Annotated in this window: 13 protein-coding genes; 7 read left to right on the top strand and 6 right to left on the bottom strand. The window is 71.9% G+C overall.

Annotated elements, in window-relative coordinates; all coding sequences use genetic code 11:
- Positions 1-23 precede the first annotated feature (23 nt).
- Positions 24-1,661: a peroxidase family protein gene (locus FGW37_RS19255; RefSeq protein ID WP_179082180.1), complete on the bottom strand. Its 1,638-nt coding sequence runs from the start codon at positions 1,659-1,661 to the stop codon at positions 24-26.
- A gap of 220 nt (positions 1,662-1,881) precedes the next feature.
- On the opposite strand from FGW37_RS19255, the gene FGW37_RS19250 reads away from it, so the two are divergent.
- From FGW37_RS19250 to FGW37_RS19240, 3 genes are all read left to right on the top strand, one after another.
- Complete coding sequence (locus tag FGW37_RS19250; protein WP_179082179.1) at positions 1,882-2,877, top strand: ferritin-like domain-containing protein; 996 nt, start codon at positions 1,882-1,884, stop codon at positions 2,875-2,877.
- 102 nt (positions 2,878-2,979) lie between these two features.
- Positions 2,980-4,626 carry a DNA repair helicase XPB gene (locus FGW37_RS19245; RefSeq protein ID WP_179082178.1) on the top strand — a complete coding sequence of 549 codons (1,647 nt, stop codon included), beginning with the start codon at positions 2,980-2,982 and terminating at the stop codon, positions 4,624-4,626.
- A gap of 137 nt (positions 4,627-4,763) precedes the next feature.
- Positions 4,764-5,045 (top strand): type II toxin-antitoxin system RelE family toxin, encoded by a 282-nt coding sequence (locus tag FGW37_RS19240; RefSeq protein WP_179082177.1) that lies wholly within the window; start codon positions 4,764-4,766, stop codon positions 5,043-5,045.
- 22 nt (positions 5,046-5,067) lie between these two features.
- Here the strand turns inward: FGW37_RS19240 and FGW37_RS19235 are convergent, their stop codons facing one another.
- Complete coding sequence (locus tag FGW37_RS19235; RefSeq protein WP_179082176.1) at positions 5,068-5,208, bottom strand: hypothetical protein; 141 nt, start codon at positions 5,206-5,208, stop codon at positions 5,068-5,070.
- Between the two features lie 294 nt (positions 5,209-5,502).
- Between FGW37_RS19235 and FGW37_RS19230 the strand changes: the two genes are divergently transcribed.
- Complete coding sequence (locus FGW37_RS19230; RefSeq protein WP_246430449.1) at positions 5,503-7,566, top strand: HelD family protein; 2,064 nt, start codon at positions 5,503-5,505, stop codon at positions 7,564-7,566.
- Positions 7,567-7,575: 9 nt separating this feature from the next.
- Here FGW37_RS19230 and FGW37_RS19225 read toward each other — a convergent pair whose 3' ends face one another.
- Positions 7,576-7,905, bottom strand: a complete 330-nt coding sequence (locus FGW37_RS19225) for an ArsR/SmtB family transcription factor (RefSeq protein WP_179082175.1) — start codon at positions 7,903-7,905, stop codon at positions 7,576-7,578.
- A 105-nt stretch (positions 7,906-8,010) separates the two neighbouring features.
- On the opposite strand from FGW37_RS19225, the gene FGW37_RS19220 reads away from it, so the two are divergent.
- Positions 8,011-9,201, top strand: a complete 1,191-nt coding sequence (locus FGW37_RS19220; RefSeq protein ID WP_179082174.1) for an MFS transporter — start codon at positions 8,011-8,013, stop codon at positions 9,199-9,201.
- Positions 9,202-9,488: 287 nt separating this feature from the next.
- Here FGW37_RS19220 and FGW37_RS19215 read toward each other — a convergent pair whose 3' ends face one another.
- Positions 9,489-10,187 (bottom strand): copper homeostasis protein CutC, encoded by a 699-nt coding sequence (locus tag FGW37_RS19215; protein WP_179082173.1) that lies wholly within the window; start codon positions 10,185-10,187, stop codon positions 9,489-9,491.
- 58 nt (positions 10,188-10,245) lie between these two features.
- Here FGW37_RS19215 and FGW37_RS19210 point away from each other — a divergent pair, with 58 nt between their 5' ends.
- Positions 10,246-10,908 carry an HD domain-containing protein gene (locus FGW37_RS19210; protein ID WP_179082172.1) on the top strand — a complete coding sequence of 221 codons (663 nt, stop codon included), beginning with the start codon at positions 10,246-10,248 and terminating at the stop codon, positions 10,906-10,908.
- A gap of 58 nt (positions 10,909-10,966) precedes the next feature.
- Here the strand turns inward: FGW37_RS19210 and FGW37_RS19205 are convergent, their stop codons facing one another.
- The gene (locus FGW37_RS19205) at positions 10,967-11,233 is read right to left on the bottom strand and encodes a DUF4031 domain-containing protein (protein ID WP_168091635.1); all 267 of its coding nucleotides are present in this window, start codon (positions 11,231-11,233) and stop codon (positions 10,967-10,969) included.
- 10 nt (positions 11,234-11,243) lie between these two features.
- On the bottom strand, positions 11,244-11,612 hold the full coding sequence (locus tag FGW37_RS19200) for a hypothetical protein (protein ID WP_179082171.1): 369 nt from the start codon (positions 11,610-11,612) through the stop codon (positions 11,244-11,246).
- A gap of 54 nt (positions 11,613-11,666) precedes the next feature.
- On the opposite strand from FGW37_RS19200, the gene FGW37_RS19195 reads away from it, so the two are divergent.
- A complete protein-coding gene (locus FGW37_RS19195) occupies positions 11,667-12,650 on the top strand; it encodes a MurR/RpiR family transcriptional regulator (protein ID WP_179082170.1) in 984 nt (327 codons plus the stop codon).
- Positions 12,651-13,012 lie beyond the last annotated feature (362 nt).

Genomic DNA, 13,012 nt, shown 5'->3' with positions numbered 1-13,012 from the left:
TCCCTGTGCGGCGGGTCGGCGGCTCAGACGCCGGCGATGCGGATGAGGTCGGCCATGGTGAAGTCGCCGCCCTTCCCGAGGGTGGGCTTCCAGCCCGTGGGCGCCGCGTTGAGGTACGAGTTCGGGTCCCCCTTGAGGAGCCCGTAGAGGACCTCACCGACGATGACGCTGCCGACGGGGCCGAGGGTGACACCCTGAGTCGCCAACCGGCCCTCCTTGAGCACGTAGTACCAGAGGGGCGCTTCCGTGACGTCTGTGCCCCAGACGTCTTCAAGCCCGAGTTCCTTGTTGGTGTAAGGGTCCTTCCCCTCCTGGGCGTACTTCTGGAAGACCTGCCTGGCCACCGTCTGCCCCGACGGCAGGCCGAACGCCCTGGCGCGCAGGAGATTGCGCACGGCGATGGAGCGCAGAGGCGCGTACTTGCCCGTCCAGTCCTTGGCGGACACGGGCAGATCCTCGGTCTGGTCGGAATCCTCGATCCACTCCAGCGGGGTGTCGATGGGGCCCGGCATGGTGAGGAAGGTGTGAACGACCTTGGCGTCGAACTGCTTCGCGAATTGCGTGTTGCTCGTTTTCGAGCCGCCCAGGTCGAAGAAGTACGACCAGTCGATGGCCTCCTCCGGGCGCAGCTTTGAGAACGGCCTGCGGAAGTGCAGCAGATGACCGCTCTTCTTGTCATTGAGTCCGTACGTCTCCACGACGAGGGAGTGCAGCCGGTACGAGGCGGCCGTGAACTCGATGGGAAGGAGAAGCGGTTCACCCTTCTCCGGCTTGAAGAACTGTGGTCCCGTGCCCGTCACGACGGCGTCGTAGACCGACTTCTTCACGATCTTCGGCATCCAGTCGTGCAGCACAAGCCACTGGTAGTGCCATAGGACCTGCTGCCGTACCGTCGCGAAGAGCTTGGCGTCCTCGATCGTGCCCGCCAGCATGTCCACCACGGCGTTGTGGAATTTCATGAACGCCAGGTGCAGCTGGACGGTGATGATGGTGTTGTCGTCGCGCGGGTCGGCGATGACGGGAACGCCCTGGGGGTTGCGGGGGACGTCGTAGCTGCGGTCGGGGTCGATCCAGAACTTGGCGGCCTCTTCGTTGTCGTAGTACTCGAAGGACTGCGTCTGGGGTCCGAGCCCGTAGACGTTGCTGAGGTCGATGCGCGCGCTGCGGTAGTTCGTGGTCTTCGCGGGGTCGTTGCCGGGGTCGAACGTGGCGTCGGCCTGGAACGTGATGTTGTGGTCGAGGAACTGGCCGAAGTAGGTGTAGCCCGCCGGGATGGTCTTGCTCAGGGCGCCGGCAGGGACCTCGGTACCGGGGCTCGTGCAAGCCATGGCCTTGGCAGGCGGGTTGATGTCCATCGGCCCGCAGGGACAGGCCAGCTTCTTGAGATGCGCCTCGTCCGCCGCGAACGCGTCGCCGGTGAAGATCCGCTGGTACGCGCTCGTGTCCGTGACGGGCTCCTGGTCCTTCGCCCCGGACCCGCCCCCGAGCCCCAGCGGGCATCCGCCCGTCACCGCCGACATGCCGTGGCTGACGTACGTCGTGCTCACGTCCGGACCGTCGACCGGCGGCGTACCGGCCAGCGATTCCCGCAGCCGCCTGCCCGCCTCCTCGCGTAACTCCCGCGTGTCCTTGACCTTCTGCTTCGCCTCGGCTTTCGCCATGGGCCACCCCTCACTGTGATTGCGCTCAACTACCCGAAATCTGTGCGGCCCTGACGATTACCAGCCCCGTCCGGCCACCGTCCACCCCGCCCATTCCCTTTCCGCCACACGGCTTTACGGAGAATGGTTGGCCGGAAATTCCCGCTGGACGCCGGGGGCTGAGTCCGTACGCTGTCGATCGCGTACGCCGACACCGTGTCGACAACCGGGAAGGGTGACCATGAACGACGGCTCGGAATTACTGAAGCGCCTTGACCAGCAGCTTCAGGTGGCGCAGGAGGACCGGAACCTCGACTGGATCAAGGAATCCCTGCAGACCGCCATCGAAGTCGAGCTCTCCACCATTCCTCCATATCTGTGCGGGCTGTGGTCGGTGAAGGACGACAAGTCCCCGGTGGCGCAGCTGATCCTCGGCATCGTCAATGAAGAAATGCTGCACGCCGGCCTGTGCTGCAACATGCTCACCGCGATCGGTGGCACTCCGAAAATCAGGATGCCCGCCTATCCGGCACACCTGCCCGGCCATCTCGGCGGTTCCCTGGAGGTCTACCTCGGCGGGCTGACCCCCGATTACGTGCAGAACGTCTTCATGGCCATCGAGCGCCCGGAATCGCCCGCGGAGCGCTTCGAGGGCGCGGTCACCATCGGCGGCTTCTACAGCACGCTCCTCGCCGCCTTCCGGCGGGTCCGGCCCCCGATCACCGGTGATCACCAGCTCACCGCCGAGCACATCGGCCTCACGTACACGATCAGCGAGCCCCGCGACATCGAGCGGGCGATCAGGGACATCAAGGAGCAGGGCGAAGGCACCGGGCAATCACCGGACGCCGTACACACCCACCACGAGCTCGGTCACTACTACCGCTTCGGCGAGATCCACCACGGCAAGAAGCTCATCCGGACGTGGGACGGGGACTGGGGCTACGAGGGGGGTCCCGTGCCGTTCCCCGACGCCTCTCCCATGGCCAGGGTCCCGATGGACGGCTGGGCCAAGGCCACCGACCCGGCGAAGGCCCTCCTCGCCACGTTCAACCAGACGTACACCGACATGCTCAAGCTCCTGGAGCAGGCCTGGGGCACCGGCGACCAGCACAAGCTCGGCGACGCCGTCGGAAAGATGTTCGCGCTGAAAGACCCCGCCGTGCAGCTCATGCAGCTCCCCCTCCCCGCCCCGGCCACCGGAAACTACGGCCCCGACTTCCGCTACCTGGGCTGATCACACCGCACAGCCGCGCCGCTTCACCCCCGACCCGGTAAACTTAGGAGTTTCGCGCGGCGGGCTCAGTCGCGGCGGGCCCAGTTGTGGAGGTACGTACGAGTGACCTGCTTGATCGTCCAGAGCGACAAGACGCTGCTCCTGGAGGTGGACCACGAGCAGGCCGACGCCTGCCGTCGCGCCATCGCCCCCTTCGCCGAGCTGGAGCGCGCCCCGGAGCACATCCACACCTACCGGGTCACCCCGCTGGGCCTGTGGAACGCCCGGGCGGCCGGGCATGACGCCGAGCAGGTCGTCGACGCCCTCGTCACGTACTCGCGCTACCCCGTCCCGCACTCCCTCCTCGTCGACATCGCGGAGACGATGGACCGCTACGGGCGGCTGCGGCTGGTCAAGCACCCCACGCACGGGCTGGTCCTGGAGTCCACGGACCGCCCCGTCCTGGAGGAGATCCTCCGCTCGAAGAAGATCCAGCCGCTCGTCGGCGCCCGGATCGACCCGGACACGGTCGCCGTGCACCCCTCCGAGCGCGGGCAGATCAAGCAGACGCTGCTGAAGCTGGGCTGGCCGGCGGAGGACCTGGCCGGGTACGTGGACGGCGAGGCGCACGCGATCGAGCTGGCGGAGGACGGCTGGGCGCTGCGGCCGTACCAGCAGCAGGCCGTCGAGGGGTTCTGGCACGGCGGTTCGGGCGTGGTCGTGCTGCCCTGCGGCGCGGGCAAGACGCTCGTGGGCGCCGGCGCCATGGCCAAGGCCAAGGCGACCACGCTGATCCTGGTCACGAACACGGTCTCCGCGCGGCAGTGGAAGCACGAGCTGGTGAAGCGCACGTCGCTGACCGAGGACGAGATCGGCGAGTACAGCGGTACGAAGAAGGAGATCCGGCCGGTCACCATCGCCACGTACCAGGTCCTCACGACGAAGCGGAAGGGCATCTACCCGCACCTGGAGCTGTTCGACTCCCGGGACTGGGGCCTGGTCGTCTACGACGAGGTGCACCTGCTGCCGGCGCCGGTCTTCAAGTTCACGGCCGACCTGCAGGCGCGGCGGCGGCTCGGCCTGACGGCGACGCTCGTGCGCGAGGACGGGCGCGAGTCCGACGTCTTCTCCCTCATCGGCCCGAAGCGCTTCGACGCGCCGTGGAAGGAGATCGAGGCGCAGGGCTACATCGCGCCGGCCGACTGCGTGGAGGTCCGCGTCAACCTCACGGACTCCGAGCGGCTCGCCTACGCGACGGCCGAGACGGAGGAGAAGTACCGCTACTGCGCGACGACCGCCACGAAGCGGCGCGTCACGGAGGCGCTGGTGGCCCGGCACAAGGGCGAGCAGACCCTGGTCATCGGGCAGTACATCGACCAGCTCGACGAGCTCGGCGAGCACCTCGACGCGCCCGTGATCAAGGGCGAGACCAGCAATGCCCAGCGCGAGAAGCTCTTCGACGCCTTCCGGCAGGGCGAGCTCTCGGTGCTCGTGGTCTCGAAGGTCGCGAACTTCTCCATCGACCTTCCCGAGGCGACGGTCGCCATCCAGGTGTCGGGCACGTTCGGCTCCCGGCAGGAGGAGGCCCAGCGCCTCGGCCGGGTGCTGCGCCCGAAGGCGGACGGTCACGAGGCGCGCTTCTACTCGGTGGTCGCCCGCGACACCGTCGACCAGGACTTCGCGGCGCACCGGCAGCGGTTCCTGGCCGAGCAGGGGTACGCGTACCGCATCGTGGACGCGGACTCGCTTCTGGCGGGCGACGAGGCGTAAGCGGTGTAAGAGGCGTAAGAGCCGCAACGGTGCGACGAGGCGCAGGCCGTGCGCCGGGGCTCACGGGTCCGCTCCCCGGCGGCCCCGTGCGCTCAGTACGCTGGCGGGGAATCGCGTCAGGGCAAGGAGAGAGCGACATGCCTCACCAGGACATCTACGAGGTGCTGTACACCGAGCCGGCCGCTCGGGACCGCGACCGGCTGGACCCTGAGCGCAGGGCGTCGTTCGAGAAGGCCGTCGCGATCCTGGCGCGCGATCCGTACACCGAGCTCTCGCGGCCCGTCGGGCCCGGCGAGCAGGACCGGGAGATCCGGCTGACGTCGCAGATCGTGGCGGAGTACATGGTGTCGCGGGGGCGGCTGCTGCTCGTGGTACTTCGGATCTTCGATGATGCGGACATCCTCCTCACGGAGGACTGAGAGCCAAGGGCGAAAGCCCGGGTCAGGCCCTGCGGTCGTCGGCGTACTGGCCCAGGACGACGACGCTGACGGCTGCGCCGGCGAAGGCCTTGATCGCGCGGAGGGCGTGGGCGAGGGGGGATTCACCGGTTGCGGAGTCCGGGTTCACAGTTGCTGTGTTCATGTCTCCATGATGGTTTCCCGCCGCGCCCCGGACATCGGCCTGCCGGTGTAAAAGCGCAGGCCCGCGCGTACGACTCGAGGATCATGGCGTCCCCTACGGGAGGTGGAGGCCGCCCCTGACGCCCCCCAGGGGGCGCGGGAAAATCGCTCGCGCGCCCCCTGGCCGCTGACTACAATCTCCCCTTCCCGCCCGCCTCCTGCAGCGTCCGCCGCACGGAGCGCGGCCGCCGGCCGGACGGAAACCGGCGGCTTCCGATCGTTTCGTTCCGCCGTACGTACGTCTGGAGGCTCTGCCGTGCCCGCGCCGCAAGTGACCACCCACGCGAACGACCCCCTGGAGCGGGAGCGCACCCACCTCTCCTCCTCCCGCGCCGCCCTGCGCGCGATGCGCGCCGACGTCGAGGCCCTCGACATCAAGGACGTCACCGCGAACTGGGTCAACGCCGCCGTCCTGGAGCGGCAGATCGAGGAGCGCATCACGGCGCTGGCCGACCTCGCGCACACCCCGCTGTTCTTCGGGCGCCTGGACTACACGCACGCGCCGGGCGCGGATCAGGCCGAAGGGGCCGGGGGCGAGCGTTTTTACATCGGCCGCCGCCACGTGCACGACGCCGACGGCGACCCCATGGTGATCGACTGGCGTGCGCCCGTCTCGCAGCCGTTCTACCGGGCGTCCAAGAAGGAGCCGATGGACGTGCGGATGCGCCGCCGCTTCGGCTACACGGGCGGCGAACTCACCGCGTACGAGGACGAGGACCTCACCGACGCGTCCGGCGCGGACCAGGCCAGCAAGCTGCTGCAGACGGAGATCGAGCGGCCGCGCGTGGGTCCCATGCGGGACATCGTGGCCACGATCCAGCCGGAGCAGGACGAGATCGTCCGCGCGGGGATCGGCGGCACGGTGTGCGTCCAGGGGGCGCCCGGCACCGGGAAGACGGCGGTCGGCCTGCACCGTGTGGCCTATCTGCTCTACGCGCACCGCGAGCGCCTCGCCCGCACGGGCACGCTGGTCATCGGCCCGAACCGGTCGTTCCTGCACTACATCGAGCAAGTTCTGCCCGCACTCGGTGAGTTGAACGTGGCGCAGGCGACGGTCGACGACCTCGTCGCGCACGTGGAGGTGCGCGGCACGGACCGCGCGGAGGCCGCCCGTATCAAGGGCGACGCCCGCATGGCGGAGGTGCTGCGGCGCGCGGTGCGCTCCGGGGTGGCGATGCCGCAGGAGTCCGTGGTCGTCGTGCGCGGCTCGCGGCGGTGGCGGGTTCCCGCGTACGAGATCGAGGAGATCGTCCGCGAGCTGCTGGACCGTGACATCCGCTACGGCGCCGCCCGCGAGGCCCTGCCGCAGCGGATCGCGCACGCCGTGCTCGTACGCATGGAGCAGGCGGGCGAGGCGCCGGACGACCGGGTGCAGGACGCGGTCGCGCGCAACGCCGCCGTGAAGGCGGCCGTCAAGGCGGTCTGGCCCGCGGTCGATCCGGTGAAGCTGGTGCTGCGGCTGCTGTCCGACCCGGAGTTCCTGGCGGAGCACGCGGACGGGGTGCTCTCGGCGGAGGAGCAGGCGGAGATCCTGTGGGCGAAGCCGGCGCGCGGCGTGAAGTCGGCGAAGTGGTCGGCGGCGGACGCGGTGCTGATCGACGAGGCGGCGGACCTGGTGGCGCGGACGCCGTCGCTGGGCCACGTGGTCCTGGACGAGGCCCAGGACCTCTCCCCCATGCAGTACCGCGCGGTGGGCCGGCGCTGCACGACCGGTTCCGCGACGATCCTCGGCGACCTCGCACAGGGCACGACGCCGTGGGCGACGGCCAGTTGGGAGGAGGCGCTCACGCACCTGGGCAAGCCGGAGTCCGCCGTGGAGGAGCTCACGCAGGGCTTCCGCGTGCCGCGCGAGGTGATCGCCTACGCGTCGCGGCTGCTGCCCGCCATCGCCCCCGGCCTGGCCGAGGCCACGTCCGTCCGTGAGGCGGCGGGCGACTTCGCGGTGCGCGCGGTGCCCGCCGGGGAGCTGGACGCGGCGGTCGTGACCGCCTGCCGGGAGTCGCTGGAGCGGGAGGGGTCGATCGGCCTGATCGCGGCGGACGCGCGGATCGACGCGCTGGGCGCGCTGCTGGTGGAGGCGGGCCTGCCGTACCTGGCCCCGGGCGAGGAGACGACGGAGGAGGCCCGCCTGACGCTGGTGCCGGCCTCGCTGGCGAAGGGCCTGGAGTACGACTACGTGGTCCTGGACGAACCGGCCGCGGTCGTCGCCGGCGAGCCGGACGAGCGGACGGGGCTGCGGCGGCTGTACGTGGCGCTGACGCGAGCGGTCTCGGGGCTGACGGTGCTTCACGCGGAGCCGCTGCCCGAGCAGTTGAGGTAACCGGAGGCCTTACGAGGCCTCCCCCTCCAACCCCCTGAGCAGGGCGTCCAGCAGCCCGGGGAACCGCTTGTCGAGGTCACTCCGCCGCAGCTGTACGAACCGGTGGCGGCCGGAGACGCGCGTCGAGGTCACCCCCGCCTCGCGCAGGACCTTCATGTGGTGCGACACCGTGGACTTGTGCAGGTGGTCGAGGCCGAGGCCGCTCAGTTCGCAGTCGAACTCCCGGCCCTTCAAGTACACCGACAGGAGCTGCAGGCGCACGGGGTCGCCGAGCGCGTGCAGCACCTTCACCAGCCGGATGTCCTCGGTCGCGGGCTGCGGCAGCCACTCGTCCGGCATGTGCTCTTCCCTCCTCACCCCCGGCAACTGAACTGTTTGACAATTATCCACCCATCCCCAATTGTTTGACGAGCATCCAACGATGCCGTCTCGAAGGGGGATCCTGTGCGTCTGCGACTACTTCTGCTCGCCCTCGGCACCTTTGCCGTGGGCACCGACACCATGGTCATGGCCGGCATCCTCGGCCGGGTCGCCGACGACCTCGGCGTATCCGTCCTGGCAGCCGGCCAGGTGGTGACCGTCTTCGCGCTCGCGTACGCGCTGCTCGCCCCGGTCCTCGCCGCCGCGACCGCCCGCTGGCCGCGCCGCCGCCTGCTGCTCACGGCACTCGCCGTGTTCACCGCCGCGAACGCCCTGAGCGCCCTCGCACCCGACTACCCGACGCTCCTCGCGACCCGCGTCCTGGCCGCCGCCGGAGCCGCCCTCTACAGCCCGAACGCCAGCGCGGCCGCCACCACCCTCGTCCCGCCGGAGCGGCGCGGCCGGGCCATCGCGACCGTGCTCGGCGGGATGACCGTGGCCACGGCCCTGGGCGTGCCGCTCGGCACCTACGTGGGCCGGGCGGACTGGCGGCTGACCATGTGGCTCGTCACCGCGCTCGGCGCCGTGGCCCTGCTGGGCCTGGCCGCCTTCCTCCGCGAACTGCCCGTACCCGCCCAGGCGGTGGGCCTGCGGGAGCGGCTCGCCCCGCTGCGCGACGGGCGCGTCCTGGCCGCCGCGGCGACGACCTTCGCCTTCTTCATGGCGTTCCAGTCCGTCTACATCTACCTGGGCACGGCCGTCCACCCGGCGACGGGCGGCGACGCGGACCGGCTCAGCACCATCCTGCTGGCGACGGGCGTCGCCTCGGTCGCGGGCAGCTGGCTCGGCGGACACGTCGTGGACCGCTGGGGCGTCCGCAAGGTCCTGCTGACCGGCAGCGTGATCTCGGCGGTGTTCTTCGCAGCGCTGCCGTGGCTGGGCCGGACGATGACGGGCGCGCTCGTCTACGCGCTGGTGGTGCCGCTCGCCGGCTGGTCGATCTCGGTGGCCCAGCCCCACCGCCTGGCCTCCCTGCGCCCCGCCGACGCACCGCTGCTGCTCTCCCTCAACAGCAGCGCGCTGTACCTGGGCATGGCCGCGGGCGGCGGGACGGGCAGCCTGGCGATGGCACTCCTGGGAGAGCGCTGGTTCCCGCTGGGGGCGTCGGCACTGGCGCTGGTGGCGCTGGCCCTCGCCGCGGCGACGACCAAGAGCACCGCACCGGGACCCCGCCCGGCGGTCCCGGCACGCCCCCGGGCGACGGCGGACCGCTAGCCCCCGCAGGCGCGGTCACCCGGCAAGAGCACCGCGAGGCACCGCCGGACCGCACCGCCGTGACACCTCAGCCGTGACACCTCAGCGCTGCTGCGGACCGGACACATCCCGGAGGCGGCAGACGGCGGGCGGCAGGCCGCAGGAAGCGGCAGCGGCAGCGGCAGCGGCCTCGCGGAGCGCCCCGCCGGGCACGGCGCGGTTCCCCGAAGGCGGCCGCCGCAAGGGGGCGGCGCGCCACGCCGCCGCGAGCCCGGCGGAGGCGCCGCGACCGGGAGCCGCACCTACCGCTACGCGTCCAGCGCGTCCCGCCACGTCCGCACCGCACCGGCGTCCACCGGCCCGCCCCACCCGTCCGGCCGAGCGGCACCACCGATGTGGAAGGCGGAGATCCCGGCCCCGCGCAGCACCGGCAGGTGCTTGAGCTGCAGCCCGCCGCCCACCATGATCCTCGGCTCGTAGCCGGGCTCGTCGGCCCGCCCCGCCTCCGCGACGAGCGTGGCGAGGCCGTCGTCGACACCGGCGGCGGACCCCGCCGTCAGGTACGTGTCCAGGCCGGGCAGGTCGGCGAGCTGCTTGCGCAGGGCGTCGCGGTCCGCCGCCCGGTCGATGGCGCGGTGGAACGTCCAGCGCGCCCGCGGCCCGATCGCGTCGGCGAGCGCGGCGACGGCCGTGAGGTCGGCACGGCCGTCGTCGGTGAGGAAACCGAAGACGAACTCCGAGGCGCCTTCCGCGACCAGCGCGCGGGCCCGGTCGCACAGGGCGTCCAGGGCCGCCGCGTCACCCGCGGAGAAGCCGTCGGCGGCGCGCAGCATGACGCGCACGGGGATGCGGACGGCGTCCCGCACGGCGGTGAAGGTCTCCAGGGGCGGGGTGAGCCCGTCCGCGGCCATGTCGGTGACCAGTTCGAGGCGGTCCGCCCCGCCGTCCTGCGCCGCCACCGCGTCCCGCGGACCGAGCGCGATCACCTCAAGAATTGGTCTAGACATATTGCACAGCCTGCCATACGGGGACCCCGGGCCAAAAGCGGTGCCCCACAATTGGCCCATGGCAGCCACGACCGAGCACCCGTCCGGCCCCGCCCTGCGCATCCGCTGGCAGGAGACCGTCGACCGCGCACGCGGCGGCGCGACCTCCCCGGACCCCGGCCCGTACGCGGACGACCTGCTGCGCCGCTGGTCGGAGCCGCAGCGCCGCTACCACACCGTCGATCACCTGGTGGCGGTCCTGGACCGGGTCGAGGAGCTGGCCGCGCACGCCGACGACGCGGACGCCGTCCGCCTCGCCGCCTGGTTCCACGACGCGGTCTACCGCCCCGACCGCTCCGAGAACGAGGAGCGCAGCGCTCACCTGGCCGAGCGCGCCCTGCCCGAGCTGGGCATCGGCGCCGCCCGTACGGCCGAGGTCGCCCGGCTCGTGCGGCTGACCGTCGGCCACGCCCCGGCGGCCGGCGACCGGGACGGCGAAGTGCTCTCCGACGCCGACCTGGCCGTGCTCGCGGGCTCCCCGCAGGAGTACGCGGCCTACGCCGCCGCCGTCCGCGAGGAGTACGGCTTCGTGCCGGACGCGGCCTTCCGCGAGGGGCGCTCGGCCGTGCTGCGGCAGCTCCTGGACCTGCCGCGGCTCTTCCGCACGCCGCTGGGCTACGACCGCTGGGAGGCGGTCGCGCGCCACAACCTCACCACCGAACTGGGCCTGCTGGCCGGCTGACCGCGCCGAAGAGAGCCGAAGAGAGCCGAAGAGAAGAGCAGCACCTACGGCGCAGTACCTACGGCCGTTCGTGCTTGGGCCGCCGCAACCCCGCGCCCACCAGCAGCCGCACCAGCTCCTTGCTGCTCGCCTCCACTGCGCCCAGCCGCACGGCGTCCCCGTAGGACGTCGACGGCACGTCGTAGTGGTCGCGGTCGAACGCGCGGGCGGGAGCGCCGAGCCGCGCGGCGAAGGCGTGCAGCTCGTCGTACGACACATCGCTGATCAGGTGCGACCACATGCGGCCGTGCCCGGGCCAGACGGGCGGGTCGATGTAGAGCGTCATCGGCGGCGCCTCACCGCAGGGCGTCGGCGAGCGAGCCGACGGGTGCGACCAGGACCGTCTGCTTGGTGCAGGCCCAGTGCGGGTCGGGCCCCAGCTCCGGCTCGACCTCCAGGGCGTGCAGGTCACCGGTCCGGGTGCAGACCGGGCACAGCGGCCAGCGGCCGTACCGCTCCAGCAGGGCGTCCTGGACGTCCTGGGCTATCAGCCCGACCACGAACCCGGCACCCTCCGGCCACTGCTCGACCCACCACCGCCGCTGCGCCACCGCGTCCTCGACGAGCGAGACGACGTCGGCCTCCGCCACATCACCCGCGACCAGGTCGGCGAGGATCAGGGCACGCGCCGTGTGCAGCGTTTGTTCGAGCTCCATACGGTCCATTGTCCCGGACAGGGGCGGTTGACGGCTCACCACCCTGAAAATACCTTTCAAAAGGTGAGCAGCAAATTGAAAGAAACTACCGGCGGCGCCCGTGCGGTCCCCGCGCCGGCCGACGCCCCCGCCGCGCCGCCCGCCCGCGGCGCCCCCGTCCGCGGCGCGCCCGCCCCCGGCGCGCTCGCCGCCAAGGTCCGTACGCTCGCCCCCTCCATGACCCGCTCGATGCAGCGCGTCGCCGAGACCGTGGCGAGCGACCCCGCGGGCTCCGCCGCCCTCACCGTCACCGCCCTCGCGGAGCGCACCGGCACGAGCGAGGCCACCGTCGTGCGCACCGCCCGCATCCTCGGCTATCCGGGCTACCGAGACCTGCGGCTCGCCCTCGCCGCGCTCGCCGCCGAGCAGGCGGCCGGCCGCGCCCCGGCCGTCACCGCCGACATCGCGGTCGACGACCCGCTGCCCGCCGTCGTCGCCAAGCTCGCCCAGGAGGAGGCGCAGTGCCTTGCGGACACCGCCGCCACCCTCGACACCGCGCAGCTGGAGGCCGCGGTGGCGGCGCTCGCCGGCGCCCGGCGCATCGACGTCTACGGCATCGGCGCCTCCCACCTCGTCGGCCAGGACCTCGTCCAGAAACTGCTCCGCATCGGCCTGATCGCCCACGCCCCCACCGACCCGCACCTGGCCGTCACCAACGCCGTCCAGCTGCGCGCGGGCGACGTCGCCGTCGCCATCACCCACTCCGGCCGCACCACCGACGTCATCGAACCGCTGCGGGTCGCCTTCGAGCACGGCGCGACGACGCTCGCGATCACCGGCCGCCCGGAGGGCGAGATCGCCCAGTACGCCGACCACGTGCTCACCACCTCCTCCGCCCGGGAGAGCGAGCTGCGGCCCGCGGCCATGTCGAGCCGCACCAGTCAGCTCCTCGTGGTGGACTGCCTGTTCATCGGCGTCGCCCAGCGGACGTACGAGTCCGCGGCGCCGGCCCTGTCCGCCTCGTACGAAGCGCTCGCCCACCGCCACGCCCCGCGCTCCCCGCGCTGACCGAAGCCGGCCCACCCGGCACGCATGGAAAGAGCCGTCCGCCCATGGCCTCTTCTGCTTCGTCATCCGCATCGACCGCTGCCGCAGCCGCTTCCCCCGTGCCGTCCGACGCACCGGTTCCGCCTGGCACGCCGGCCTCTCCGGGCACTCCCGCGCCGCCCGGCGCATCGCCCGCCCAGACAGGCCCGTCCGAGCCGTCCGACTCACCCGCACTGTCCGTCTCACCCGTGCCGCCCGGCATGCCCGCCTCGCCGGACAGTCCCGCGCCGCCCGGCTCACCCGCCTTGCCGTGCACCCCCGCGCCGCCCCGCACATCGCCCGCGCGGACAAACCCGTCCACACCGTCCGGCCCGCCCACGGCA

The sequence above is a fragment of the Streptomyces rectiverticillatus genome (genome assembly GCF_013394065.1).
Taxonomy (GTDB): domain Bacteria; phylum Actinomycetota; class Actinomycetes; order Streptomycetales; family Streptomycetaceae; genus Streptomyces; species Streptomyces rectiverticillatus.
Note: the sequence above shows the minus strand (reverse complement) of the source record. Positions and strands in the feature narration are given on the sequence as shown.